The following is a 25,946-nucleotide window of genomic DNA, read 5'->3' on the forward strand; positions in this document are numbered from 1 at the left end:
GTGCGGGCGAGGTCTCCTGGCTCACTCGTCGCCGTGGTTGCCGTCGCCAGACCACCTAGCCGAGTCCTGTCCCACTGAACGCCCCACCCCAGCCAGTGAACCCACTCAGCGCGTGAACCCGGCCTGCGGGTGAGCCCAGTCTCCGAGTGAACGCGCTCCGCGGGTGAAGCCGGCGTGCGCGTGAACCCGGTGTACGAGTGAACCCGGCCTGCGGGTGAACGCGCTCCGCGGGTGAACCCAGTGTGCGGGTGAACGCGCGCTCCGCGGGTGAACCCAGTCGGCGAGTGGGGCTTGTGTGGTTTCGAGTGTGCGGACTGTGTCGCCGGAAATCGATATGCAGCGACACGGTCCGCACACTCGAATGCCGGACGCACACTGGCGCCACTCGACGGGGTCGTGCTTGTCGGGCTGGGGAGTGCACCGCACCGGCATTGATGGGAAAGGCTCCCCATCGGGCCGCGAGTGACCACCGCGCAAGTTGGCGAGCGCTGTGGCGACAGCAAGGGCTGGGGGCCAGGGGATGTCTACTGCTGAATAGCGGCAGCCGGCAAGAGCGCTCACCGTGACGCGACGTCCGAAGATACGCCGACCAGGTGTGGCGAGCGTTCGGACGTTAGGGGTGGGTGGTGGAGAGGATTGCTTCTAGGGAGCGTTCGCAGAGGTGTTCGAGGTTGGCGGGGGTGATGGTCGGGTCCTCGATCCAGGTGAGGAGGGTTTGTTCTACGTAGCCTTGCCAGCCGATGAGGGCGAGCTCGACGACCGGGGTGATCTCCAGGCCGCTTTCGCGGACGGCGCCGATCACCCAGGTGCTGAAGACGCCGCGGAGTTCTTTGTGGAGCGTGCGGACCTCGGGGTCGCCGGCGGCTGACATGAGCAGGGTGGCTCGGTAGAGCTGGGGGGCTTCGAGGACTGCGCGGACGAAGGCGCGGATGCCGGCGCGGAGTTGCTCGGCCGGCGGTAGCGATTGGTCGGGGGCGGTGCGGAGGAGGATCTCGGCGGCGGCCTCCTCGATCACGGCGTACTGGAACTTCTTTTTCGAGCCGAAGTAGTGGAACAGCAGGGCGGGGGAGACCTTCGCCTCGGCGGCGACCAGCTCGACCGTGAGCTCGCGGTGCGGGTCGGCCAGCAGGACCCGGCGGGCGGCTTCGAGGATCTGGGCGCGCCGCTCGTCGGGGCGCAGCCGGGCGGATGAGGTCTGGGTCATAGCGGCCAGTCTATTGAGTATTGGGTCAATAAGCACTTACTGTTGAGTATCCACTCAACAGCTCGAGCCGGAGGAATCAGATGCGACCGCTGCCCGGACAGGTTGTCCTCATCACCGGAGCGTCCCGCGGGATCGGGGCCGCGGTGGCCCGGAGCCTGGCGAAGGACGGTGCCAAGCTCGCACTGATCGGTCTGGAGCCGGACGAGCTGAAGCAGGTCGCCGAGGACTGCGGTCCGGACGCGGGCTGGTGGGAGGCCGACGTCACAGACACCGAGTCGCTCCGTACGGCGATCGAATCCGTGCACGCGCGCTACGGCCGCATCGACGTGGTGATGGCGAACGCGGGCATCGCAGCGCCCGGATTCACCCGGAGCATGGACCCGGCGGTCTGGGAGCGCGTCCTCGACGTCGACCTGTACGGCGTTTGGCGCACCGTGCACTTGACCCTGCCGTACCTGTTGGAGAGCAAGGGCTACCTGCTGCTGGTGTCGTCGCTCGCGGCGGTCGTGCACATTCCGGGGCTGGCGTCGTACAACGTGGCGAAGGCCGGGGTTGAGGCGATGGGCGACACGCTGCGGCCCGAGCTGAAGCACCTCGGTGTACGGGTGGGCGTAGCGCACATGACGTTCGTCGACACCGACATGGTGCGTGGGGTCGACGACCACCCGGTGTTCGGCAAGGTGCGGACCGGGATCCCGTTGGCGAGCAAGGTGTACCCGCTGGAGTTCGCGGTACAGAAGTTCACCGACGGCATCAAGCGGCGCAAGCGGACTGTGCACGTGCCGGAATGGATCGGTGTCCTGAAGGTCTTCCGCTGGCTGATCCCGCACGTGATCGAGGCCGGCTCGCGGTTCAGCGTGCCGAAGGCCGACCGGGCGGCGCTGGCCGACATCCAGGCGCGCGGCGCCTCGGTATCGTCACGCGCTTCGGGCGCCGGCGGTCTCGCGGACACCGAGAAGGCCACCGGTCGATGAGTCGCCGGTACGACGTTGTCCTGCTCGGCGCGAGTGGCTTCACGGGAGCACTCACCGCGGAGTACCTGGAGAAGAACGCGCCGGCCGAACTGAAGTGGGCCGTGGCCGGGCGGAACCGCGCCAAGCTCGAGCCGTTCGGTCGCGACGTACTGATCGCGGACGTGACCGACGCGGCGTCGTTGCAGGCCCTCGCGGAATCGACCAGGCTCGTCGTCACGACCGTCGGTCCCTACATCCAGTACGGCGAACCGCTGGTGGCCGCGTGTGCCGAAGCGGGAACGGACTATCTGGATCTGACCGGCGAGCCGGAGTTCGTCGATCGGATGTACGTGAAATACCACGCACGCGCTCTCCAGACCGGCGCTCGGATCATCCACGCGTGTGGGTTCGACTCGATCCCTTATGACCTCGGCGTGCAGTACACGGTCGAGCAGTTGCCGGAGCGGGTACCGATCGCCGTCGACGGACTGTTGCGTGCCGGTGGGAAGCCGTCGGGCGGCACGTTCCACACGGCGATCACCGCGTTCTCGCGACCGAAGCAGAACCTGGATGCGCACACCGCCCGGAAGAAGGCCGAGGCACGGCCGGTCGGGAGACGCGCGAGAGCGGTTGCTGGGCGGATCCACCGGCAGCAGGGTTTCTGGGCGGTACCGCTGCCGACGGTCGATCCGCAGATCGTCGGGTACTCGGGCCGACAGCTCGACCGCTACGGTCCCGACTTCCGTTACTCGCACTACGCGGCCGTCAAACACCTGCCGATGGTTGCCGGAGGCATCGGTGGGGTCGCGTTGCTGGCGACGGCCGCGCAGATCCCGCCGGCCCGGCGAGCTTTGCTCAGCCGCCTGCAGCCCGGTGACGGGCCGAGCCCGGAGGTGCGGGCGAAGTCGTGGTTCAAGGTGCGCTTCGTCGGCCGCGGCGGCGGCAAGCAGGTGATCACCGAGGTCGCCGGTGGCGACCCCGGGTACGACGAGACCGCCAAGATGCTCGGGGAGAGCGCTCTCTGTCTCTCTCTGGACGATCTCCCGGAAACGGCCGGCCAGACCACCACCGCTGCGGCGATGGGTCCGGCACTGCGCGAGCGCCTGGTGAAAGCAGGGATGACCTTTGCCACCCTCAGCACAAGCGATTACTAGCACCGACGGAACGCGGATAGCGCTCTACGACTACGCACCTGAATCCGACCTGCCGGTGCTCGTGGCAGTGCACGGCTATCCCGACAACGCCCGCCTGTGGGCGCCCGTCGCCGCGGAGCTTGCCGACGAGTTCCATGTCGTCACGTACGACGTGCGCGGCGCGGGGGAGTCCGGCCAGCCGCGGGAGAAGGCGGCATACCACCTGGATCGGTTGGAGGACGACTTCCTCGCGGTAGTCGATGCGGTGTCGCCCGATCGGCCGGTGCACCTGCTCGCACACGACTGGGGTTCGATCCAGTCGTGGCACTTCGTCACGAGTGAGCGCTCTCTCGGCCGGATCTCGTCGTTCGTGTCGATCTCGGGACCGTCGCTCGATCACGCGGGCTTCTTCTTCCGCAAACGCCGGCCGATCCGCGAGTCCCTCGGCCAGCTCCTGCATTCCTGGTACATCTTCTACTTCCACCTGCCCTGGCTGCCGGAGAACGGCTGGCGGCGCGGGTGGGCGAATCGCATCTTCAGCCGCCTCGAACAGTCGGCCGATGGGCGGCCCTCAGAAACGGGAGAGCGCTCCCTGGGCGACTATGTGAACGGTCTGAACCTCTACCGGGCCAACGTGCTCCCGCGCCTGCTACACCCGGTAGAACGGCAGACCGACGTACCGGTTCTGGCTGTTTCTCCGGACGGCGACGCGTTCGTGACGACGCCGCTGCAGACCGACGTCGAGCGCTGGGCCCCGAACCTCACGGTCCGGGTGGTCAGGGGCGGCCACTGGATGCCCCGGAATGATCCCGGACTTGTCGCGCGGTTGGTCCTCGAACACACCCGTGAGCTGGCACGCTGAGAGTATGAGGACGCTTCTCAACCTGATCTGGCTGGTACTCGCCGGCTTCTGGCTGTCGGTCGGCTACGCGATCGCCGGCATCATCTGCTGCGTGCTGATCGTGACGATCCCGTTCGGCATCGCCTCGTTCCGTATCGCGGGCTACACGTTGTGGCCCTTCGGCCGCACGATCGTCGACAAGCGCACCGCCGGCGCCGGCGCCCTGCTCGGCAACCTGATCTGGATCATCGTCGCCGGCTGGTGGCTGGCCCTCGGTCACCTGGTCACGGGAATCGCTCTCTGCGTCTCGATCATCGGCATCCCGCTCGGCATCGCGAACTTCAAGCTGATCCCGATCTCGCTGCTGCCGCTCGGCAAGGACATCGTCCCCACCGACCGCCCGTTCGCCACCGCCCGGTGAGGTCGCTGACGGTCCTCGGTTCCTGCGGAGCCTGGCCCGAGCCGGGTCGTGCGTGTGCCGGGTTCCTGATCGAGTACGACGGTTTCCGCGTCGTACTCGATCTCGGCTACGCCGCCCTGCCGCAGCTCCTCGCGCACCGCCCGCACGCCGAGGTCGACGCGGTGGTCGTCACCCACCAGCACCCGGACCACTGCGTCGACGTAAGCGCACTGGCGCGCGTCCGGCACTACGAAGCACCAGATGCGCCGCCGATCCCACTGCACTGTCCGCCGGGAGTGATCGACGTACTGCGGGCACTGGAGCCGAACCCAGACCCGGCGACAGTCCTCGCCGTGCACGACCTCGCGACCACCACTCGACTGGGACCCTTCACCGTCGAGACAGTCACTCTGCCGCACTACGTGACGAACCTCGGCATCCGCCTCACCGCACCGGGCGTCTCACTCGCCTACACCGGTGACAGCGGCCCGTCCGACCACCACACCAAGCTGGCGCGAGACACCGACCTCTTCATCGCCGACGCGACGCTGCAAGGCCCATCACCCCAGACCACCCCGCGCTACGTCATGACCGCAACCGAAGCCGGCCGAGCAGCCCAAGGTGCACGCCGCCTACTGCTCACACACTTCTGGCCCGGCTCCGACCGGTCGACCTCCGTCGCGGAGGCCCAGGCCGAGTTCGACGGCGAAGTCATCGCCGCCACCGAAGGCCTGACCCTGCCCCTCTGATCGTTGCCTCAGGCAACGGTCAGCTGTAGACGTTCAGGACCTCGTTCACGGGCTGCAGGTGAGCATGAGACACCAGCTGATCTGCCCGCGGACCATGAAAGCCGATCACCACCGAGCCGGCGTCCGCGAACGCGGCGACGAACTCACCCGCGCGATAGGTCGAGAACGCTTGCTGCCTACCGTCGACGGAGAAGTTTTCAGACTGCCAAGGCGGTTCGCCGCTGATCTCAACCAGCTCGGCCAGCTGTCCCAGCGACATCGTGCTGCCGGGCGATGAGACATACCCGAGCAGCACGAGCCGCGCGACGTCCACCAACGCGGAAGCCGAGCGCGAGGTGCCGACATCGAGACGGCCGTCGGTGATGACCGTGATGCCGGCGCCCGAGGAGTCCGTGTGCGCGAGAGCCAAGTACCACAGCGGCCCGGTGATCCCGTCTCCCAGGCGGTTCCAGACATCGACCGCGCGGCTCCCAGTGAAGCCGGGCCCCAAGCCATAGACCGGGAACGTGAACTCGGGGAGCGGGGGACGAACCGGGGTCATGAGATCACCCTAGATCCGGTGCCGGCCCCCGGTGCGGCTATTTGGAGTGGGCCTGTTGGACCAGCTTGCGGACGTTTTCGATGTCGCCGCAGCCGGACTTGATCAGGCGGGCGCGTTCGTCGGCGAAGGTGGTGCCGAGGGTGTGGCGGGTCTCCTCGGAGACGTCGGTGCGGGCCGGGTTGAGGACGTCGCGCTCTTCCTCGTCGAGGTGATGGGTGAGCGCTTCGGAGAGCTCGTGGAGCTTCTTACCGAAGTCGTCGCTCGCGGTGTCCTCGACCTCCATCAGGTCGAGCAGCGCCTCGTTGCCCTCGTCGTGCTCGTGCTCGGAGTGCTCGACCTCGTCGGCGTCGATGGCGTCCTTGCGGCGCAGCGCCGGGTAGACCTTCGACTCCTCGGCCTCCGCGTGCGCGATCAGCACCGTGGCCAGATCGGCGAGGACGGCGGCGCGGTCGCTCTGCACGTCCCGCAGCTCGCGCAGCGCCTCTTCGAACCAGCGGTGATCGGCCAGAATGACCTCGACCACGTCTCCGCCGGTGGCCGGCAGGATCTTCGGCATCAGTACCTCCACAATCAGTTGGGCGCCCGGTACCCCGGTTACCCTGCCGATATGCCTGCCGCACTGGTCCGCCGCCCGAGTCCCCGCCTGGCCGAGGGCCTGGTCACGCACATCGAACGCACACCGGTCGACCCGGACCTCGCCGTACGGCAGTGGGAGGCGTACGTCGCTGCCCTGCAGGAGCACGGGTGGACGCCAGTCGAGGTAGCACCGATCGACGATTGCCCCGACGGCGTCTTCGTCGAGGACACGATGGTCGTGTACGGCGACCTGGCGGTGATCGCGCGGTCCGGAGCCGACTCGCGGCGTCCTGAGGCCGCGGCGGCCGAGGAGGCCGTCCGTGAGCAGGGCTACCGCATCACCCACGTCACCGAACCCGGCACCTTCGACGGCGGCGACATCCTCAAGGTCGGAAGCACCGTGTACGTCGGCCTGGGCGGGCGCACGAATGCCGAAGGGATCCGGCAGCTCCAGACCGCGCTCAGCCCGCTGGGTGCCGAGGTTCGCGCGGTCCCGGTGGAGAAGGTGTTGCACCTCAAGTCGGCTGTTACCGCGCTGCCCGACGGCACGGTCATCGGGTACGAACCACTCGTCGACGACGCGACCGCCTTCGACGCGTTCCGCGCCGTACCCGAGGAGGCCGGAGCGCACGTCGTACTGCTGGGGGAGGAGCGGCTGTTGATGGCGGCCTCCGCGCCGAAGTCCGCGGCCTTGTTCGCGGAGCTCGGCTATACGCCCGTCGTCGTCGACATCAGTGAGTTCGAGAAGCTCGAAGGCTGTGTTACCTGTCTGTCGGTGCGCCTTCGACGGTGAGCAGTTTCTGCGCGGCCTCGACAGCCGCCAGATCGCGCTTGCGCCCACGCGCAGCACCCACTGCGCATGCTTCTCCGAGCGCATCTCGATAGACAGCCGTGTCCGGGTGGTCAACGCCGAGCGCGGCCGTCGCAGCAATCACCGACGCGCTCAAAGCTTCGAGAGCCGGCGCAATCTCGCCACCTGCAAGCAACGCACGCCCGAGCGCCGCCCGGTCCCGGATCAGCTGCGGGTCGTGCGTGGCCAGGTCGCTCGTGTCGACCGCGACGATGTCGGTCAGCAGACTCGCCTCCGACCTCGGGCCGCCGACCATCAGCCGAGCACCGGTCGCGCCCTCGTTGGCGGAGCGAGTCAGCTCGTGGTGCGCACCGAACACCCGGTTGAGCTGCGGAGTCACCAACTCGAACCACGCGATCGCGCGCCCGTAGTTGGCGGTCGCGAGCATGCCCTGCGCGACGCGCAGCCGCACCCGCAGCGTCGCCGGATCATCGACGGGCAGCACGCTCTCCCGCAGCGCGAGCGCCGCTTGGTAGAACGGCAGCGCCTGGCCCGGCTCCTTGGCTTCCCAGAAGGACTCGGCCTGCCGGTACGACGGATCGCGCTCGAGCTCGGGATGATCGGCGATCGCCGACACGGGCTCACCCGGTGTGGCCGCGACCCGGCCGAGGATCACCTTGCGCGCGACATACGTCCGGCGACCGGTCGGGATGATCCGGAACCGGCCCGCCTTCGCGAACGGGATCCACAGGAACGTCGTGTAGAGCGTGCGCACCGACGAGCCGCAGTTCTCGCAGACGTCGCTGTGACCGTAGAACCGGTTGCCGACGCACGGCACGCCGCCGGGATCGTTGACCCGCCAAGCCACCGATGACGCCGTACAGCTGCCGCAGAACGGGTAGACCCCCCGCCGTTCTTCATTCATTTGGCCCATTGTGTCCATTTTCGGCGTCGGCGTCTCCCTCCGCCGCGGCGGGTGCCGGTTTTGTCAGCAGCGGATCGTCGATCGCGAAGGTCCGGACCGGACCGGGAGGCGACTCCGCGGTCTCGAACCGGACGGTGACGCGACCGCGTCCCGAGCCCCAGACCCAGCCCAGGCCGTGCTCGGGATGATGCACGTCCTGACCGGTGTAGTAGCCGCCCTGATCGCGGGACCGGCGGTCGGGAATCTCGATCACGTCGACCACCTCAGCTGTCTCCGCTGCCTCGGCCGCCTCGCTGTCGGTGAAGAGGTCGTCCTGGATCCAGTCGGCGAGCGACGAGACCCCGACCCCGAGCAACCGGATCCCGCCGGCCAGATCGGTGTCGTCGAGCAACCGCCGGGTCACGCGGGCTATCACCCGCGGATCGTCGGTCGGTCCGGCCAGGGTCGACGAGCGCGTGTGCGTGGTGAAGTCGTGCATCCGCGACTTGAGCGTGACGGTCCGCCCGGACAGCTGCGCCTTCTGCAGCCGCTCGGCGACGCGGTGCGCCATCCGGTCGGCGATCGCGGTCAGCAGCGCGCGATCGATGATGTCGGTCTCGAAGGTGTCCTCGACACTGACCGACTTCGTCTCGCGGTCGCTCACCACCGGCCGGTCGTCGGCCGCGATGGCGAGCCGGTACAGGCTCGTGCCGTGCGCCGAACCGACCTGCCGGACGATCTCGTCCTCGTCGAGCTGCTGCAGGTCGCCAACTGTCCGCACACCCGCCATGCTGAGCCGCTGCGCGGTCGCCGGACCAACGCCGGGAATCACCGTGACCTGCATCGGCGCCAGGAACGCAGCCTCCGTCCCAGCCGGTACGACCACCACGCCGTCGGGCTTGTCCAGATCGCTGGCGATCTTCGCGATCAGCTTCGACGTGCCGGCACCGACGGACGCGGTCAGCCCGCCGCTCGCCGTACGGATCGCGTCCTTGAGGTCTTCGGCGATCGCGCGCACATCGTCGTCCGTGAGACCGGTGAGCCCGGCCGCGGCCAGATCGATGAACGCCTCGTCGAGCGACAGCGGCTCGACCAGTGGCGACAGGGCACGCATCTCGGCCATCACCGCCTGACTGGTCTGCCGGTACTGGTCGAAGCGCGGCCACAGGTACGCCGCGTGCGGGCAGCGCGACCGCGCTTCCGCGGTCGACATCGCGGAGCGAACGCCGTACTTGCGGGCCTCGTACGACGCGGTGGAGACGACTCCGCGGAGCCCGATGCCACCGACGACCACCGGCTTGCCGCGCAGCGAGGGTTTGTCGCGCTGCTCGACGGCCGCGAAGAACGCGTCGAGATCGACATGCAGCACCGACGGTTCCCCTCGCACGTGCCTAGTCTCCCCGGTAGCACCGACAATTTCCGGTATGGATCATCAGATCGAGCGGTACGACGACCACACAGTGATCATCCGGCAGGGTCTGCACACCAATTTCGAGGCCCCGTTCCTGTACCTGCTGCTCGGCTCCGAGCGTGCCCTGCTGCTCGACACAGGGACCGGTCACGTCCCGCTCCGGCCGCTCGTCGAGAGCCTGTTGGACGGCCGGGAGCTGGTCGTCGCGCATACACACGCGCACGGGGATCACGTCGGTGGCGACGGCGAGTTCGCAGCCGTGGTCGGTCATTCGGCCGCGGAGGTCGCGGCGTCCTTCGGAATCGCCGACTGGCCGCACGGGATCGGGCAGCTCGACCTTGGCGACCGGATCCTCGACGTGATCCCGATTCCGGGTCATCAGGGCGCGGACATCGCCGTCTACGACCGGTCGACCCGCCTGCTGCTGACCGGGGACTCGCTGTATCCGGGGCGGTTGTACGTGAAGGACTGGGACGCGTTTCGTGCGAGCGTGTCGCGGCTGGCGGCGTTCGTTGCCGACGGCAATCCGGTCGAGTGGGTGCTCGGGGCGCATATCGAGCTGACCACGCGGCCGGGGGAGGACTACGAGATGGGAGCGACCGAACATCCCGACGAACACGAGCTGCGGCTCGCTCCCGCCGTACTGACCGAACTGGCGTCCGTGCTGGGGCCGGAACCGGCCCGCATCGTGCGCGATCACTTCATCGTGCAGCCGCTTTGAGATTTTGGCGGTCTGATGTCCACCACGCGAGTGGAACCGCCATGAACGGGCACCTTCAGGCACACTGAGGCGAGAGGCGAGGCAGGGGAGGCGCACATGGGTGAGGAAGTCGACCGGGTCGAGTTCACCCGGGCGGACCGGACGGCGTTCCGCGACCAGGTGCATCGCAACCTGGACGCGTTCGCGCGGATGCTGCGCGAGGACAGATTCGCACCGGACCGGCCGATGACCGGGATCGAGATCGAGCTGAACCTGGTCGACGAGCGGTGCGACCCGGCGTTCAAGAACTCCGAGGTGCTGAGCGCGATCGAGGACGACGCTTTCCAGACCGAGCTCGGTCAGTTCAACATCGAGATCAACGTGCCGCCCGGGCAGATCGACGGCATCGGGCTGGACACGATGGAAGCCAATATCCGCGACAGCCTGAACGCGGCCGAGGAGAAGGCGTCGCGGACCGGGTCGTCGATGGTGGTGGTCGGCATCCTGCCGACGCTGCTCACCGAGCACATCCACCGCGAGGCGCTCAGCACCAACCCGCGGTACGCGTTGCTGAACGACCAGATCTTCGCCGCCCGCGGCGAGGACGTGCAGATCTCCATCGACGGGGTCGAACGGTTGCAGGTGACCGCGGACAGCATCGTTCCCGAGGCCGCCTGTACGTCGGCCCAGTTCCATCTCCAGGTCACCCCGGAGGCGTTCCCGCGGTACTGGAACGCGGCCCAGGCGATCTCCGGCGTACAGCTCGCGATCGGTGCCAACTCACCGTTCCTGTTCGGCAAGGAGTTGTTGCGCGAGACCCGCATCGCGTTGTTCGAGCAGGCCGCCGACACCCGCACCCACGAACTGAAGACCCAGGGCGTCCGCCCCCGCGTGTGGTTCGGTGAACGATGGATCACCTCGATCTTCGACCTGTTCGAGGAGAACTCGCGGTACTACCCGGCCCTGTTGCCGGTGACGTCGGACGAGGATCCGATCGCCGTACTGGATCGTGGTGACACCCCGGCCCTTTCGGAACTTCGCCTGCACAACGGAACTATTTATCGATGGAACCGGCCGGTGTACGACGTTGTCCGGGAGAAACCGCATCTGCGTGTGGAGAATCGCGTGCTGCCGGCCGGCCCGACCGTGGTCGACACGATCGCCAACGGAGCCTTCTACTTCGGCCTGGTCCGCGCACTCGCCGACGACGAACGGCCGATCTGGTCGCAGATGTCCTTCAGCGCTGCTGAGGAAAACTTTCACGAGGCGGCCAAGAACGGCATCGAGGCCGAGGTGTTCTGGCCCGGAGTCGGTACGGCGCGCGCCACCGAGCTGGTGCTCAGACGCCTGCTCCCACTCGCTTCCCAAGGCCTCGAGGCCTGGGGCGTCGACACCGCTGTCCGGGATCGCCTGCTGGGCATCATCGAACAGCGCTGCCTGACCAACCGCAATGGCGCGTCGTGGCAGGTCGAGGAGTTTCATCGACTGTATACAAAGGGATCGCACAGTCGGAAGGACGCGTTGCGCGGCATGCTGGCCCGTTATCGCGACCACATGCACGAGAACACGCCGGTGCACGAGTGGCCGGTGGACTGAACTGATTGGTGAGCTAGACAACGGTGGACAACACGCTCGGGGGAGCGCGGAACCACGGTCAGCCGGGCGGAACCGGCGATCTTGCCCAGGGCAACTGGGTGGACGAGTTCGATAACGACCCGGCCTACAGGGGTGGCGCGTTGGGTGACAGCCCTGCAAAGGTGTGGCAACCGGAAGGTTAGAGCGTCCCGCCGCGGGTAGTACTCGGGCACCGGCGTCAGCCGTCTTCGCAGACGGCGCGGCGGTGGTGGAGTACTCCCGCTGACGATCGGCCGACCGCGACACCAGTTGGTGTGAATGCAGCGGATGCCGACCACGGCGCGGAGCAGTATCGTTCGGAACGGGTCGACCGTGACACTCGGAGGACACCCGGAGGTGAGGCAGGGCGATGACGACCATCGTCGTGGGATATGTGCCGAAGGCCGAGGGCCGAGCCGCCCTCAGGCGAGCGGCCGAGGAGGCGACGCTGCGCGACGCCAAACTGGTGGTGGTGAACTCGCACCGCGGTGGCCGGAGCTTCGACAGTGATGAGGCCGCGGCGAGCGACGCCGCGTTGACGGAGGTTCGGGAGCAGCTCGACTCGACCGGGGTGCCGTACGAGGTGCGGCAGCTGGTGCGTGGACTCGATCCGGCGGAGGACCTGGTGGCCGTCGCCGAGCAGGTGCACGCGGAGATGATCGTGATCGGGCTGCGGCGCCGGTCGCCGGTCGGCAAGCTCATCCTCGGCAGCAATGCCCAGCGGGTACTGCTGGACGCTCCGTGTCCGGTGCTGGCCGTCAAGGCCGAGCAGGAGTTGTCTGAAGGGGAGGAGGACTGAGGTGACTTCGACACGCAGCAAGAAGCTGTGCCTCGCACAGCAGCCCGACGCCGACGAGATGCTGAGCAGAGACCCGTTCGCCCTGCTGGTGGGGATGCTGCTGGACCAGCAGATCCCGATGGAGCGTGCGTTCGCCGGACCGGTGGCGATCGCCAAGCGGATGGCCGGCCCGTTCGACCCGACCACGGTCGCGCACTACGATCCCGACGCGTTCGTCGAGATCGTCGCCGGTCCGCCGGCGGTGCACCGGTTCCCGACCGCGATGGCGGCCCGGATCCAGACCCTGGCCAAGCACCTCGACGAGGAGTACGGGGGGAACGCCTCGGGCCTGTGGTCCGACGTGAAGTCCGGGGACGACCTGCTGGCCAGGCTGTCGGCGCTACCGGGGTTCGGCGCGCAGAAGGCGAAGATCTTCGTCGCGCTGCTCGGCAAGCAGCTGAAGGTCCGGCCGCGCGGCTGGCGGGAGGCCTCCGAGCCCTACGGTGAGGACGGCGCGTACAAGTCGGTCGCGGACGTGATCGACGTGGCCTCCCTGGTGAAGGTGCGCCAGTTCAAGCAGGAGGAGCAGGTCGGCCGGCAGCGGGTGGTCGCCCGTCCACTGCGGCAGACGAGGAACGGTTAGCACGCCACTACCCGACGTACAGATCAGGCCTCCATCGGAGCGGGAAGACCGCTCGATGGGGGCCTGAGGGCGTCGTTTCGGGGGGTCGCGGAACGCCGCGGCTTGGTGCGCGGATTACAATGGAGTGTTGTCGCAGCCTGACCAGCGCGCAACCCCCGACAATCGTATCCAGAAGCTTGTTGCACCAGCACCAGTACGTCGTACAAACCCTGCGTCAGACGAGAGGTATTTCGTGTCGTCCAGCTCGTCCGAGAATGTTCCCGCCGAGTCGGCCCGGGTAGCGGTGGCCGCCACTGCCCGCAGTGCGGCTCCGAGGACCAGCGCCCGAGTGACCGACCCCGCTGCCAAGAAGGCGGCGGCTGCAAAGAAGACTACAGCGGTCAAGGCCGCCGACACCTTGGAGGACGGTATCCCCGCCGCGAAGAAGGCTGCCGCCAAGAAGGCGCCGGCGAAGAAGGCAGTGTCCGAGGCCGGACTGGCGATCGATCCCAAGACGGGCAAGCCGCGCGCGCTCGACGAGGTCGACGACACCGACTTCAAGCCCGATGCGGTGAAGGGCCTGGAGAAGGAGATCACCGAGGACCAGGGCTTCATCGTGTCCGAGGCCGACGAGACCGACGAGCCCGAGCAGCAGGTGATGGTCGCCGGGGCCACCGCGGACCCGGTCAAGGACTACCTGAAGCAGATCGGCAAGGTCCCGCTGCTGAACGCCGAGCAGGAGGTCGAGCTCGCGAAGCGGATCGAGGCCGGCCTGTTCGCCGAGGAGCAAATCGGTGACGAGGCGAACAAGCTCAAGGAGAAGGTCCGCGACGAGTACGAGTGGATCTCCGAGGACGGCCGCCGCGCCAAGAACCACCTGCTCGAGGCCAACCTGCGCCTGGTGGTGTCGCTGGCCAAGCGCTACACGGGCCGCGGCATGCTGTTCCTGGACCTGATCCAGGAGGGCAACCTCGGTCTGATCCGCGCGGTCGAGAAGTTCGACTACACCAAGGGCTACAAGTTCTCGACGTACGCCACCTGGTGGATCCGGCAGGCGATCACCCGGGCGATGGCCGACCAGGCCCGCACCATCCGGATCCCGGTGCACATGGTCGAGGTCATCAACAAGCTGGCCCGCGTCCAGCGCCAGATGCTGCAGGACCTCGGGCGCGAGCCCACTCCGGAGGAGCTCGCCAAGGAGCTCGACATGACCCCGGAGAAGGTCATCGAGGTGCAGAAGTACGGCCGCGAGCCGATCTCGCTGCACACTCCGCTCGGTGAGGACGGCGACTCCGAGTTCGGCGACCTGATCGAGGACTCCGAGGCGATCGTGCCGGCCGAGGCCGTCTCGTTCACGCTGCTCCAGGAGCAGCTGCACGCGGTGCTCGACACGCTGTCCGAGCGCGAGGCCGGTGTGGTCTCGATGCGCTTCGGTCTGACCGACGGCCAGCCGAAGACGCTGGACGAGATCGGCAAGGTCTACGGCGTCACCCGTGAGCGGATCCGTCAGATCGAGTCCAAGACGATGTCGAAGCTTCGGCACCCGTCGCGCTCGCAGGTTCTGCGCGACTATCTAGACTGATCACATGGGACGGATGATCGCCAGTGCGCTCGCACTGGTGATCCCTGTCCTCGATACGGCATCGCTGGCCGCCGCTGTCTTCACAGCGGCGGCCTTGCTGTTGGCCGTGCTGCTGGTCGCGCGTCAGACCGCGCCGACCCCGGCACCGCTGCTCGCCCGCGCCGCCTCGGTCCGCGACCGCGCCGAGCGCACCGCGTTCCTCCGGCTCCGCGATCCGGACGCCGCCGGCAGACCCAGGCCCCGAGCTCCAGGACGGTAGCCCGCTCTTCTCGGGTTACCCATTCCTGCTCACCTTCCTGGAGTTTGCTGTGCCTTCTTTCCTGGAGGCACCGGTTTCCGGTGCCTATCACCTGCTCACGTCTTTCGTCTCCGCGCTGCAACCGCTCGCCGGCCCCTGGGCCGCGGTGATCGCGATCATCGCCTGCACGCTGCTGGTCCGCCTCTGCCTACTCCCGCTCAGCGTCCGCGCGCATCGCGGCCTCAAGGCGAGGTCCGAGATGATGCCGCACTTCCGCAAGCTGACCGAGAAACACCGGGACAACCCGGAGCGTCTGCAACGCGAGCTTGCCAAGCTGCAGTCGGAGCACGGTACGTCGATGTTCGCGGGCATGCTGCCGACGCTGGCTCAACTGCCGTTCTTCTGGCTGATGTACACGCTCTTCTCCCGCGCCCTCGTCGGCGGTGAAACCAACCAACTGATCAGCGGCACGTTGCTCGGCGCGCCACTCGGTCTGCACTGGCCGGTCTTCGCGGCCACACCCGGGTTCCTGGTGCTCGCCGTACTGCTCGTGGTGGTCGCGTGGTTCTCGGCGCGGCTGGCACTGCGGCAACTGGACGCCTCCACGTCGCCGCTGATGCGACGGGTCGTCGGGGTGATGCCGTTCGCCACGCTGGTGACCGCGGCCTTCGTCCCGCTCGCCGCCGGTCTCTACCTGCTGACGACCACCGCGTGGACCGTCGCCGAGCGCACGGTCCTGCAACGTTGATTGCCCTCAGCAACCTTTAGCCGAGTCGCGCCGCCAGGCCGTCGAGAACGCACGCGAGTCCGTAGTCGAAGACCTCGTCGTCGTTCTCGGCGGCATCGCGCGCGGTGTACTCGTCGTACAGGGCCTTCACCCGCGGATGCGCCGCAGCGGCCTGCTGAGCGGCCGGCCAGACCTTGGTCATCCACTCCTCGGCCGACAAACCACTCCGCTTGATCTTGCTGATCGCCGCAGCCTCGGTCGAGGCGAGCCCGACCACGAAGCTGACGACCGCGGTGGAGGCGTGGTTTGCTTCGCGCAGGCTGAAGCCGGCCGTCTCGTAGATCGCCAGCATCTGATCCGACCGGCGCAACATGTTCGGCCCCAGCAACGTCAACCCGACATCGGCCAGCGTCGCGCCCATCCACGGGTGCCGCAGGATCATCCCGCGAAACCCCTGCGCACACGTCGTGGCAGCCTCCCGCCACTCGTCCTTGCTCGAAATCTCCGGTACGTCGATCTCGGCGTACACGTGATCGACCACGAGCTCCATCAACTCGTCCTTGGTCGCGACATGCCAGTACACCGCAGTCGCAACCGCACCCAGCTCGACACCGAGCTTGCGCATCGTCAGCGCCTCGAGTCCGTTCGCGTCCAGCAGCCTGATCGCGGCCCCCACGATCTGCTCCTGCGTCAGCGCCGGCTGCTCCCGCCGCCGATTCCGCTTAGGCCGAGTCCACACCGACCCATACTCCTCAGTCGCCATCCCCAAACCCTACCTGAACACCGTTCAACTCAAGGCTCTGTTACCAGGCAGATCGCCGGCCTGCAGCGATTGGTTACCGATCCACATCGCCACCTCCGGCGTGCTCAACCCAGCACGCCCTGTCGGTGACGACCGCCGCATCGCTCTACGGAATCAGCTGAGCGATTTCCCAGACGTTGCCGGCGGGGTCGGCGAAGGCGGCGGTACGACGGCCCCAGGGGCGATCGAGGGGACCGTTCAGCAGGGTGATGCCGTGGGACTCGAGTTCGGCGGCGGTGGCGTCGACGTCCTCGACGCGGATCGTGTGCAAGGCGCGAGCACCGGAGGTCGCCGTACCGGCCGGGGCGGTGCCGATCAGGTCGGGTGCCTCGTCGACGATCACCAGGTTGAGCATGACGTTGTTCATCTTGAGCAGGGCGGAGGTGGCGTCCTCGAAGACGATGTCGAGGCCGAGTACGTCGTGGTAGAAGTGCCGGCAGGCGGCGACGTCCTCGACGAAGTAGGTGATGACTTCGAGTTCGTCGAGACCCTTGATGGCGATCGGCATGGCTGTGGTTCTCCTCTGATGTGCTGCGGCTGGTTGCTCGCTGTGGTGGACGTCGGAGCAGTCAACCGCATCTCGACATCAGGGGAGGCTGAAAAAACCGGACCGCCCCCACTCACCAAGTGTCTCTGCCGGGAGTTCCGGAACCTCGATTGAGCGTGCCGCAAGACCTGCCGCGGAGGTTAGTGAGTGCTGGCGGTCCGCCCCACCAGGCAACAAACAGGAAGCGCAGCGCACAATACATCCTGTACAAGAGGTCTTGTCTAACCGTTGGGAGTCGTGGTTCCGTCAAGGGAAGGCAACCTCGACACCGAGGGATGGCGGATATTCCACTGGGCGAAACGTTTGTCCGCACAAGATCGGGGTGCGGGAGTAACGTGCGACGATCCGCACTCAGATCGGAGCACGCAGTGACCGCCACCACCGTGAAGGCGCCGCCGGGCGCGACCCGTCGGCGCTACCTGATCCTCGGGCTCGCCTTCGTCGGGCTGTCGCTGAACTACCTTGACCGGGCCAATCTGAGTGTCGCGCTGCCGTTCATCCAGGAGGACCTGCACCTGGAGCTGTCGAACGCGGAGAAGGGGCTGATCCTCGGCGCGTTCTTCTGGGCGTACGACGGCGCGATGCTGGCCGCCGGCTGGATGGCCGACCGGTATGGATCGCGCAAGGCGTTCACGTTCGCGGCGTTGTGGTGGAGTGTGATCACCGCGCTGACTCCGTTGGCGCGCGGGTTCTGGTCGCTGTTCGCGTTCCGGTTCGCGCTCGGTGCGGGCGAAGCACCGGCGTACCCGAGTGCCACCAAGGCGGCCTCGCGATGGTTCCCGCGGCACGAGCGGGCGTTCGCGACGGCGGTGATCGACTCGGGTTCGCGGGTCGGCACGGTGTTGTCGCTGCCGATCGTGACGGCGCTGATCGCCTTGGTGAGCTGGCATTTCTCGTTCGTCGTGCTCGGTGTGGTCGGCATCATGTGGGCTGCGGTCTGGTACTGGTACTACCGCGACCCGCGCGAACACTCCGGCGCCAACGACCTCGAGCGCGAGTACATCGCGGCGAACGGCGCGCGCCTGGAGGAGACCGATGACGAGGCCGCGGCGCAGGTGCGCTGGCGGGATCTGTTCCGCTACCGCACCATCCGCGGCATGATGCTCGGCTTCTTCTGCCTGAACTTCGTCATCTACTTCTTCCTCACCTGGTTCCCGTCGTACCTGAAGGACGCCCGCCATCTCGACCTCGCCGAGCTCGGCACCCTCGGCACGTTGCCGGGCATCACCGCGATCGCGGGCGGCTGGATCGCCGGCATCCTCGCGGACCGGCGGATCCGCGCGGGCGCCGACGTGACGAAGGTGCGGAAGACGGTGATGGTCGGTGGGCTGCTCGGTGGTGCGGCGATCGTGTTCGCGGCTCCGGCGAAGTCCGTGTACGTCGCTCTGCTGTTCCTCGCGATCTCCTACGCGAGCCTGGCGATCGCGGCCACCGGGATCTGGTCGCTGCCGGGTGACGTCGCACCGAGCTCACGCCACGTGGCGTCGATCGGCGGCATCCAGAACTTCGCGTCGAACATCGCGGGCATCATCAGCCCGTTCATCTTCGGTCTCCTGCTCGACCTGTACGACGGCAACTACCTACCGTCGTTTCTCGTCGCCGGAGTGGTCGCGGTGATCGGTGCACTGACATACGCGTTCATCGTCGGGAAGGCGGAGCCGTTGCCGGTGCTCGATCGCTGAGCTGTTCACCTGGATGTCACTCGGCCAGTCGAACCTAGGCCCATGACCACCCCTGACTTGGTTCAAGAGCTCGGCTTCCGCGTTCTCGACGAGGAAGACGATGATCCTGTCCTGCTGCGCGCCGACGGTACGCCGGTCGACACCTGGCGCGAGGGATATCCGTACGGCGAGCGGATGGCGCGGGAGGTCTACGACCGGGACAAGCGGCTGCTCCAGATCGAGCTGCTCAAACTGCAGTACTGGGTGAAGCGGTCCAAGCAGAAGCTGGTGATCGTGTTCGAGGGCCGCGACGCGGCCGGCAAGGGTGGCACCATCAAGCGGTTCATGGAGCACCTGAACCCGCGCGGCGCCCGGATCGTCGCGCTGGAGAAGCCGACCGAGCGCGAGCAGACCCAGTGGTACTTCCAGCGGTACGTCGAGCACCTGCCCGCGGCCGGTGAGATGGTCCTGTTCGACCGGTCCTGGTACAACCGCGCCTGTGTCGAGCGGGTGATGGGGTACTGCTCGGACGATCAGTACGAGGAGTTCATGCGGCAGGCGCCGGAGTTCGAGCGGATGCTCGTCCGGTCCGACACGCTTCTGGTGAAGCTGTGGTTCTCGGTGTCGCAGGCCGAGCAGCAGACCCGCTTCACGATCCGCCAGATCGACCCGGTCCGGCAGTGGAAGCTGTCGCCGACCGACCTCGCCTCGCTGGACAAGTGGGCCGACTACACCGAGGCGAAGGAGGCGATGTTCCACTACACCGACACGCCCCACGCGCCCTGGACCGTTGTCAAGAGCAACGACAAGAAGCGCGCCCGCCTCGAGGCCATGCGCCACGTACTCAGCCTCTACGACTACACCAACAAGGACTACGACCTCGTCGCGCAGCCGGACCCCCAGATCCTCGGCCCGGCCGCCCAGGTCCTCGAACACGGCGAGACCGCCAACCGCCCCTTCCCGGTCCTTTAGCCTCCCGGGCTACGGTGGCGCCGTGGCGAACTTCGTATTAGTTGCGGGTGCTCGGCTTGGTGCGTGGGCGTGGGATGACGTCGTCCCACCCCTGCGGGCAGCCGGGCACGGCGTCTACCCGCTGACGCTGTCCGGGCTGGCCGACAAGCAGGGACTCCCAGCCGGGCAGCAGACCCACGTGCAGGACATCGTCGATGCGGTAGAGCGTGAGGATCTGTACGACGTCGTACTGGTCGGCCACAGTTATTCGGGTGTGCCGGTCGGTCAGGCGGCGGAGCGGATCGGTGACCGGCTGTCCCGCGTCGTCTTCGTCGACTCCAGCCTCCCGGTCGACGGAGAGCCGTTCTGTGCAGCGTTTTCCGATGGCGGTGTGCAGTTGAAGGCCCAGCTCGCGGAGCACGACGGATTCTGGCCGGTCCCGCCGGCAGCGCACTTCGACGGTCACGGCCTCACGGATGAACAGATCGCGCGCATCGTGGCTGGCGCTACTCCGCATCCGGGTGCCACGCTCACTGAGCCCGCCGTACTGGCTCGTTCGCTTGCGGACTTGCCGGCGACGTACATCCTCTGTTCGCTCGACCAACGCGAGCCGGATGACGACCTGGCCGACCTGCTGGCTAGTGAGCACTGGCGACTGGTGCGGATGGGGACCGGTCACTGGCCGATGTTCTCGCGGCCGCGCGAGCTTGCACGGATCCTTGGTGACGTACTGCGGTGAAGAGGGCGACACCGAGGGTTGTGCTGGTGAGGCAGAGGGTGGTTCGGCCTGCGTTGGTGAGGAGCGCCGTACCGAGTAGTGGTGCCAGTACGGCGCCGGCGCTCCACGTGGTGGAGGCGATGCCCATGTAGCGGCCGCGGAGATCGGCCGGGGCGAGGCTGGCGAAGGTGGCGCCGAACAGGACGGAGACGCCGATCTGGCCCAGTGTCCACACCAGAATCGCTGCAGCATAAGCGGGACCGCCCTGTACGACGGCTGTGAGTCCACCGCCTGTTCCGGCGAGCAGCATGGAGATCGCGAGAGCTGTGGTGGTGTCGCGGCCGTCGATTAGCCGGACGGTGAGCGGTTGAACGGTGATGATCACAATTCCGTTCAGGGCGAGGACCGCGGCGTACGTTCCCGGGCCGACGCCGTCGTCGGCCATGACGAGGGGGAGCGTCGAGAACACCTGCAGGAACATGGTGAAGTACACGACGTGGATCGCTGTCATAGCGAGCATCACCGGGTCGCGCAGCAGGACTGGTAGCAGCGCTCGCTTGGGTGCGTCGGACGGTGCCGGCCGGGTCTCGGGGACGCAGCGCCAGACGATGAGCGCTGACACGAGAGCTGCTGCGGCGTTGATCCAGAACAGCAGGCCGTAGCCCTGCCGAACGAGTACTCCAGCCGCCACTGTGGCGACCGTGGAGCCGACGTTCGCCGCCCAGAACAGTCGGCCGAACGCTGACAATCGTTTCTGGGGAGGCAAATCGGCCAATGCAGCCGAGGCGACCGGGCGGAAAAGCTCAGCCATCAGCCCCACGCCGAGAGCTGAGACGCCGATCGCCGGCAGCGTGGTCGCCGAACCCAAGGCGATCAGGGCGACGGCTGTGCCCAGGAAGCCGATCAGCATGGTGTGGCGGCGTCCGATCCGGTCGCCCAGCCAACCGCCCAGCAGTTGGGAGCCGATGTCGCCGACGCCGACCGCTGCGAGCACGGCTCCGGCGGTCGTGGCGGCGAGTCCGCGTTCCTGGGTCAGGTAGAGGACCAGGAACGACCTCGCCACCCCACCAGCCCGGCTCACGAAATGCGTGGCCATCAGTCCCGGTACCAGGTTTGCTCTCATGCATCGACGGTAGGGAGCGCAGGGGCATCGTGAAAAGCGATTGTTTTCGATCGAGTCGATCGGTCTCAGCTATATTCAGAGCCATGGTCGATGTGGAACTGCGGCATCTCGTGGCGATGGCAACCATCGTGGACGAGGGCACGTTCGGACGGGCAGCCGGGCGGCTCGGGTACACCCAGTCGACGATCAGTCAGCAGGTTGCCGCCTTGGAGCGGTCGGTCGGGGGAGCGCTCTTCGAACGCCCAGGAGGTCCGCGGCCGGTGCGGCTCACGCCCCTCGGCACCGTCGTACTCGAGCAGGGACGCGAACTGCTGGCCAAGGCGCAGGCGCTGTCGGACGCCGTCGACCGATTCAAGGCGGGTGGTGGACGGATCGACATCGGCACCTTCCAGAGCGTGTCGCACCTGATCCTGCCCGCGCTCATCGGCCGACTGCGGGCCGAGCAACCCGACTGCGAGATCAAGCTGGCCGACATGCCGGCCGAAGTCCCGGAGATCGGTGATCTGGACCTGCTGTTCTACGACCGTCCGATCGAGGGCGACCTGGAGCAGCTCAGGCTGATCGACGATCCGTACCTGCTGGTCACGCAGCCCGGCGATCTCCCGGACGGACCGGTCGCGTTGGCTGCGCTTGATGGTCGTCCCATAGTGGGTTGCCACGAGGCTTGCGACCAGGTGTGGATGGGTCCTGCGATCGCCGAGGCGGGTGCGCGACCCGAGATCGTGTTCCGGACTCCTGGCAACGAGACGATCCTGTCGATGGTCCGCGCCGGCCTTGGCTGGGCAGTGCTGCCCCGGCTCGCCGTGTACGGCGCTGATGCCCGTGCCGACGCTCGTCTCGCCGTACACGCGTTGGAACCGGCGCCGACGCGAGGGATCTACCTGCACTGGCCGGCGAGCAGGACGCAGTCTCCGCTCGCGAAGCGGGCGATCGAGCTCGCTCGTGAGATCGCGGTCGAGATTTCGGCTAGTTAGGTAGTGGGAGGAGCACGGTGAAGGTTGCGCCGTGTGGGTCAGTGTTGGTCACGGTGACGCGACCGGCATGGGCGGCGACCAGGGCAGCGACGATCGACAGGCCGAGGCCGGAACCTCCCGTCGTACGGGTGCGGGCTGAGTCGGCGCGGTAGAAGCGTTCGAAGACACGCGCCTTCTGCTCGTCGGACAGACCTGGGCCTGAGTCACTGACGTCCAGTACGGCGTCGCGGCCGCGCGTGCCGACCGAGACCAGGATCGGCGCATCGACCGGAGTGTGGTGAAGCGCGTTGCTGATCAGGTTGCCGAGGACCTGGCGGAGCCGTGCCTCATCGCCTTGAACGACAGGTGCTTCGGAGTCGGGGAGGATCTTCAGCGAGATGTTGCGTTCGGGCTGGACGGCTTGCGCGTTGTGCAGCGCGTCGGCCGCGACCGGGAGCAGGTCGACTGCCTCCATGCGGAGCGGTCGTTGCTGGTCGAGGCGAGCAAGCAGGAGCAGGTCGTCGACGAGCAGGCCCATCCGCTTGGCCTCGTCCTCGATCCGCTTCATCACGTCCGGTTCGACCATGCCGCCACGTTGCCGACTGAGTTCCGCGAAGCCGCGGATGGAGGTCAGGGGAGTGCGCAGCTCATGAGAAGCGTCGGCCACAAAGCGACGCATTCGGTCCTCGGACTGGCGCGCGGCTTCCTCAGAACGCCTTGCGGTGTCCTCGGATCTGCGGGCGGCGAACTCGGACGCGGTGCGTTGGGAGAAGGCGTTCTCGATCTGACCGAGCATCTGGTTCAGGGCGAGGGACAGGCGGCCGACCTCGGTGCGTGGGTCGCGTTCCGGGATACGGCGGCTGAGGTCACCACCGGCGATCGCGACCGCGGTGTGCTCGACGTCCTCGAGGCCGCGCAGACTCCGCCGTACGACGTAGGTCCCGACGCCGGCGAGAAGCACGAGCAGGATCAACCCCGCAGCAGCCTGGATCCCCACCAACCGCTGCACGCTCCGCGAGACGTCGTGCAGGCTCTGGGCGACCATCACGGAACCTTCGGTGCGCACCAAAGGCACCGCAACGACACGCCAGGTATCTCCACCCGACACCGCGCTGACATCGAACGGCTCCCCACCACGCGCCAGAACCTGATCGAGGGTGAGTGATGGGAGGACGGGCAGGGGCTCGCCGTCGGCCAGCTGCGCGCCGAAGGCGCCCGAGCTGGTGCCCGTGGGGTCGCTGATCTTGAGCACGAACTGGCTTGGAACGGGCCGACGGCCCGGCCCGCCTCCGGCGCCAGGCGGAGGACCTTGTGGACCTGGCAGGCGTTCAGGGTCGATGTGAGCGATTTGATCTGCGGTCTGCCCCAACTGCTGGTCGATCCGGTCGACCAGGTAGCCGCGCATGATGGTGGTGGAGAGGACGGCGGAGGCGAGTAGTGCTGACGCCACCAGGGTCAGCAGGACGACCACGATGGTGACTCGGAGTGGGTATCTCTCGGTGAAGCGGCGGTGGTTGAGCATCAGCTGGGGCCTCGCGGGGTGCGTAGGACGTAGCCAACCCCGCGGACGGTGTGGAGCAGCTTCTGGTCGCCGTTGTCGACCTTACGACGTAGGTAGGACATGTAGGACTCCACCACTCCGGCGTCGCCGGCGAAGTCGTAGTTCCAGACGGCCGACAGGATCTGACCTTTGGACATCACGCGTTCGGCGTTCTCCAGCAGGCAGCGCAGGAGCTTGAACTCGGTGAGTGAGAGCTGCACGGCCTCGCCTGCCTTGAAGACCTCGTAGCTGTCCTCGTTCAGCTCGAGGTCGGCATAGCGCAGTACGGCGGACTCGGTGGCGGTCTGCTCGCGGTGACCGGAGCGGCGCAGCAGGGCGCGGACGCGGGCGACCAGCTCGTCCAGGCTGAACGGCTTGGTGACGTAGTCGTCACCGCCGGTCTGCAGGCCGAGGACCTTGTCCTCGACGGCGTCGCGGGCGGTGAGGAACAACACCGGCACATGCCGATCCTCACCCCGCAGTCGCCGGACCACTTCGAACCCGTCCAGGCCGGGCATCATCACGTCCAGCACGACCAGGTCGGGCTGGACCTCCCGCGCCTTGCGGAGGGCCTCGGTGCCATGGCTGGCCGTGGACACGTCGTACCCCGCGAAACGCAGGCTCGCGGAGAGCAGTTCGACGATGTTCGGCTCGTCGTCGACCACCAGCAGATGCGGGCTCATGCGCACAGTCTGCCGCGACAACCCATGCTCAGCCTGGCAGCTTCCTGGCAATCAGCTGTGAGTCGCCAGGAGAGTCGCTCAGCGCGGGCCCCGGTGGAAGCCCCATTTCTCGCCGGCGGCCTGCCTGACGGTGCCGTCGTCGACGCTGCTCGCGGTGGCCTTGCCGTCGGCGACCACGGCGGACACGTTGACCGTGTTCCCGGTCTTCACGTCGTCGATGCCGTCTCGGGCAGCATTCACCAGGGTGTCCTCGGTCAGGGTGTAGGTACGGCTGAAGCCGTCCTCGCTCTTGACCGTGATGGAGTCCTTGCTGACCGCGGTGACCTGGCCGCGCTGGGTGGCCACGGTCTGGTAGCCGCCGCCGTCCTTCGGTACGACGAACTCGCCGTGCAGCGCGCCGCCCTGGCCGAAGAACTTGCCCGGACCGCCAGGACCGCCGTGCGGGCCTTTACCGGGATCGGCCGGCTGACCCGGCGTGGACGGTGAGGCGGAGGGGGACGGGGTCGGGTCGGCGCTGGATGCTGCCCAGGCCACACCGCCCGCCGTGGTGGTGACGGCGACCGCGGCGATGGTCCCCGCGATGCGCCAGCGCTTGTCTGAGAACTTCCTGAACGTTGCCATGCGTTCCAGAGTTGCTCGCAGGTCTGAGACCAGCCTCCGGCGCGCCTGAGAAAACCCTGGCAATCACACCAGGAACAGGACGGCGATCAGCCAGACCGCCGCTGCGAGCGACGTACCGATGAATTCGATCAGGATCGAGAGACCAGTCGCTCGCAGAGCGTGTTTGGTGGAGGTCCAGGCATCCGCGTGGGTCTTCAGCCGCTGCCGCTCCGACAGGTAGACGCCGAGCGGGAAGCCGATGAACATGCCCACCACCGGGATCACGAAGAATCCGACGATGCCGAGCAGCACACCGATGAACATCGAGCGCCGCGGTACGCCGGACTCTCGGAGCCGTCGTTCGGGGACGATGTACTTGACCACCTGGCTGGCTCCGATGAGCACCACGGCAGCGGCCAGCACGATCCAGCCGGTGGCACTGCGTTCCACCAGCGCCCAGACCAGGATCGCGGCCAGGCTCAGGATGGCTCCGGGCAGCACCGGGAGCACGATGCCGAGGATGCCGACGAAGATCGCCACGCCGACGAGGACCGTCATAGCAGTGTTCACACGGACACTCTGCCGCACATCGGCCGCCCTTAGGG

At 67.4% G+C, this 25,946-nt stretch carries 29 protein-coding genes; 17 read left to right on the forward strand and 12 right to left on the reverse strand.

The window, feature by feature from the left end:
• Positions 1-613: 613 nt before the first annotated feature.
• On the reverse strand, positions 614-1,204 hold the full coding sequence (locus tag ACIA49_RS21930) for a TetR/AcrR family transcriptional regulator (RefSeq protein WP_396379055.1): 591 nt from the start codon (positions 1,202-1,204) through the stop codon (positions 614-616).
• An 80-nt stretch (positions 1,205-1,284) separates the two neighbouring features.
• Between ACIA49_RS21930 and ACIA49_RS21935 the strand changes: the two genes are divergently transcribed.
• The 5 genes from ACIA49_RS21935 to ACIA49_RS21955 are packed head-to-tail and all read left to right on the forward strand — an operon-like array spanning position 1,285 to position 5,280.
• Positions 1,285-2,178, forward strand: a complete 894-nt coding sequence (locus ACIA49_RS21935) for an SDR family oxidoreductase (protein WP_391544587.1) — start codon at positions 1,285-1,287, stop codon at positions 2,176-2,178.
• Positions 2,175-3,311, forward strand: coding sequence for a saccharopine dehydrogenase family protein (locus ACIA49_RS21940; RefSeq protein WP_396379056.1), 1,137 nt, complete (start codon positions 2,175-2,177; stop codon positions 3,309-3,311). Before ACIA49_RS21935 ends, ACIA49_RS21940 begins: the two co-directional genes overlap by 4 nt.
• Positions 3,283-4,152 carry an alpha/beta fold hydrolase gene (locus ACIA49_RS21945; protein ID WP_396379057.1) on the forward strand — a complete coding sequence of 290 codons (870 nt, stop codon included), beginning with the start codon at positions 3,283-3,285 and terminating at the stop codon, positions 4,150-4,152. Before ACIA49_RS21940 ends, ACIA49_RS21945 begins: the two co-directional genes overlap by 29 nt.
• A 4-nt stretch (positions 4,153-4,156) precedes the next feature.
• Positions 4,157-4,552 carry a YccF domain-containing protein gene (locus tag ACIA49_RS21950; RefSeq protein ID WP_391544590.1) on the forward strand — a complete coding sequence of 132 codons (396 nt, stop codon included), beginning with the start codon at positions 4,157-4,159 and terminating at the stop codon, positions 4,550-4,552.
• Positions 4,549-5,280, forward strand: coding sequence for an MBL fold metallo-hydrolase (locus ACIA49_RS21955; RefSeq protein WP_396379058.1), 732 nt, complete (start codon positions 4,549-4,551; stop codon positions 5,278-5,280). The genes ACIA49_RS21950 and ACIA49_RS21955 overlap by 4 nt, the downstream gene beginning before the upstream one ends.
• Positions 5,281-5,299: 19 nt before the next feature.
• On the opposite strand, the gene ACIA49_RS21960 is transcribed toward ACIA49_RS21955, so the two are convergent.
• Positions 5,300-5,821, reverse strand: a complete 522-nt coding sequence (locus tag ACIA49_RS21960; RefSeq protein WP_396379059.1) for a hypothetical protein — start codon at positions 5,819-5,821, stop codon at positions 5,300-5,302.
• Between the two features lie 37 nt (positions 5,822-5,858).
• Positions 5,859-6,377, reverse strand: a complete 519-nt coding sequence (locus ACIA49_RS21965) for a hemerythrin domain-containing protein (protein ID WP_396379060.1) — start codon at positions 6,375-6,377, stop codon at positions 5,859-5,861.
• Between the two features lie 51 nt (positions 6,378-6,428).
• Here ACIA49_RS21965 and ddaH point away from each other — a divergent pair, with 51 nt between their 5' ends.
• A complete protein-coding gene (gene ddaH / locus ACIA49_RS21970; RefSeq protein WP_396379061.1) occupies positions 6,429-7,190 on the forward strand; it encodes a dimethylargininase in 762 nt (253 codons plus the stop codon).
• Here the strand turns inward: ddaH and ACIA49_RS21975 are convergent.
• Both ACIA49_RS21975 and ACIA49_RS21980 read right to left on the reverse strand, forming a co-directional pair.
• Complete coding sequence (locus tag ACIA49_RS21975) at positions 7,159-8,112, reverse strand: hypothetical protein (RefSeq protein WP_396379062.1); 954 nt, start codon at positions 8,110-8,112, stop codon at positions 7,159-7,161. The two genes, ddaH and ACIA49_RS21975, sit on opposite strands and share 32 nt — an antisense overlap.
• Entirely contained in the window at positions 8,105-9,478 is a 1,374-nt protein-coding gene (locus ACIA49_RS21980) for a DNA polymerase IV (RefSeq protein ID WP_396379063.1), read from the reverse strand. Before ACIA49_RS21980 ends, ACIA49_RS21975 begins: the two co-directional genes overlap by 8 nt.
• Positions 9,479-9,515: 37 nt before the next feature.
• On the opposite strand from ACIA49_RS21980, the gene ACIA49_RS21985 reads away from it, so the two are divergent.
• The 7 genes from ACIA49_RS21985 (at position 9,516) to ACIA49_RS22015 (ending at position 15,784) form a co-directional block, all read left to right on the forward strand.
• On the forward strand, positions 9,516-10,223 hold the full coding sequence (locus ACIA49_RS21985) for an MBL fold metallo-hydrolase (RefSeq protein WP_396379064.1): 708 nt from the start codon (positions 9,516-9,518) through the stop codon (positions 10,221-10,223).
• Positions 10,224-10,319: 96 nt separating this feature from the next.
• Positions 10,320-11,798, forward strand: coding sequence for a glutamate--cysteine ligase (locus ACIA49_RS21990; protein ID WP_396379065.1), 1,479 nt, complete (start codon positions 10,320-10,322; stop codon positions 11,796-11,798).
• A gap of 388 nt (positions 11,799-12,186) precedes the next feature.
• Positions 12,187-12,615 carry a universal stress protein gene (locus ACIA49_RS21995; RefSeq protein WP_396379066.1) on the forward strand — a complete coding sequence of 143 codons (429 nt, stop codon included), beginning with the start codon at positions 12,187-12,189 and terminating at the stop codon, positions 12,613-12,615.
• Between the two features lies 1 nt (position 12,616).
• A complete protein-coding gene (locus tag ACIA49_RS22000; protein WP_391544599.1) occupies positions 12,617-13,237 on the forward strand; it encodes an HhH-GPD-type base excision DNA repair protein in 621 nt (206 codons plus the stop codon).
• A 232-nt stretch (positions 13,238-13,469) separates the two neighbouring features.
• Positions 13,470-14,798 (forward strand): RNA polymerase sigma factor, encoded by a 1,329-nt coding sequence (locus tag ACIA49_RS22005; RefSeq protein ID WP_396379067.1) that lies wholly within the window; start codon positions 13,470-13,472, stop codon positions 14,796-14,798.
• Positions 14,799-14,802: 4 nt separating this feature from the next.
• Entirely contained in the window at positions 14,803-15,057 is a 255-nt protein-coding gene (locus ACIA49_RS22010; RefSeq protein WP_396379068.1) for a DUF6412 domain-containing protein, read from the forward strand.
• Between the two features lie 49 nt (positions 15,058-15,106).
• Entirely contained in the window at positions 15,107-15,784 is a 678-nt protein-coding gene (locus ACIA49_RS22015; protein ID WP_396379069.1) for a YidC/Oxa1 family membrane protein insertase, read from the forward strand.
• 16 nt (positions 15,785-15,800) lie between these two features.
• On the opposite strand, the gene ACIA49_RS22020 is transcribed toward ACIA49_RS22015, so the two are convergent.
• Both ACIA49_RS22020 and ACIA49_RS22025 read right to left on the reverse strand, forming a co-directional pair.
• A complete protein-coding gene (locus ACIA49_RS22020; protein ID WP_396379070.1) occupies positions 15,801-16,526 on the reverse strand; it encodes a TetR/AcrR family transcriptional regulator in 726 nt (241 codons plus the stop codon).
• Between the two features lie 145 nt (positions 16,527-16,671).
• Entirely contained in the window at positions 16,672-17,073 is a 402-nt protein-coding gene (locus ACIA49_RS22025; protein WP_396379071.1) for a VOC family protein, read from the reverse strand.
• Between the two features lie 407 nt (positions 17,074-17,480).
• On the opposite strand from ACIA49_RS22025, the gene ACIA49_RS22030 reads away from it, so the two are divergent.
• The 3 genes from ACIA49_RS22030 to ACIA49_RS22040 are packed head-to-tail and all read left to right on the forward strand — an operon-like array spanning position 17,481 to position 20,463.
• Positions 17,481-18,794: an MFS transporter gene (locus tag ACIA49_RS22030; protein WP_396379072.1), complete on the forward strand. Its 1,314-nt coding sequence runs from the start codon at positions 17,481-17,483 to the stop codon at positions 18,792-18,794.
• A gap of 42 nt (positions 18,795-18,836) precedes the next feature.
• Complete coding sequence (gene ppk2 / locus ACIA49_RS22035; protein ID WP_396379073.1) at positions 18,837-19,745, forward strand: polyphosphate kinase 2; 909 nt, start codon at positions 18,837-18,839, stop codon at positions 19,743-19,745.
• Positions 19,746-19,767: 22 nt separating this feature from the next.
• Entirely contained in the window at positions 19,768-20,463 is a 696-nt protein-coding gene (locus ACIA49_RS22040) for an alpha/beta fold hydrolase (protein ID WP_396379074.1), read from the forward strand.
• Here the strand turns inward: ACIA49_RS22040 and ACIA49_RS22045 are convergent.
• Entirely contained in the window at positions 20,363-21,565 is a 1,203-nt protein-coding gene (locus tag ACIA49_RS22045; protein WP_396379075.1) for an MFS transporter, read from the reverse strand. The genes ACIA49_RS22040 and ACIA49_RS22045 overlap by 101 nt on opposite strands.
• 83 nt (positions 21,566-21,648) lie before the next feature.
• On the opposite strand from ACIA49_RS22045, the gene ACIA49_RS22050 reads away from it, so the two are divergent.
• A complete protein-coding gene (locus ACIA49_RS22050; protein ID WP_396379076.1) occupies positions 21,649-22,539 on the forward strand; it encodes a LysR family transcriptional regulator in 891 nt (296 codons plus the stop codon).
• Here the strand turns inward: ACIA49_RS22050 and ACIA49_RS22055 are convergent.
• From ACIA49_RS22055 to ACIA49_RS22070, 4 genes are all read right to left on the reverse strand, one after another.
• Positions 22,532-24,040 (reverse strand): sensor histidine kinase, encoded by a 1,509-nt coding sequence (locus tag ACIA49_RS22055; RefSeq protein WP_396379077.1) that lies wholly within the window; start codon positions 24,038-24,040, stop codon positions 22,532-22,534. The two genes, ACIA49_RS22050 and ACIA49_RS22055, sit on opposite strands and share 8 nt — an antisense overlap.
• Positions 24,040-24,741 carry a response regulator transcription factor gene (locus ACIA49_RS22060; protein ID WP_396379078.1) on the reverse strand — a complete coding sequence of 234 codons (702 nt, stop codon included), beginning with the start codon at positions 24,739-24,741 and terminating at the stop codon, positions 24,040-24,042. Before ACIA49_RS22060 ends, ACIA49_RS22055 begins: the two co-directional genes overlap by 1 nt.
• Positions 24,742-24,819: 78 nt before the next feature.
• Positions 24,820-25,362: a hypothetical protein gene (locus ACIA49_RS22065; RefSeq protein ID WP_396379080.1), complete on the reverse strand. Its 543-nt coding sequence runs from the start codon at positions 25,360-25,362 to the stop codon at positions 24,820-24,822.
• Positions 25,363-25,425: 63 nt separating this feature from the next.
• Positions 25,426-25,911, reverse strand: a complete 486-nt coding sequence (locus tag ACIA49_RS22070) for a DUF456 domain-containing protein (protein ID WP_391544610.1) — start codon at positions 25,909-25,911, stop codon at positions 25,426-25,428.
• Positions 25,912-25,946 lie beyond the last annotated feature (35 nt).

This window comes from Kribbella sp. NPDC051587 (assembly GCF_044453945.1).
GTDB lineage: Bacteria > Actinomycetota > Actinomycetes > Propionibacteriales > Kribbellaceae > Kribbella.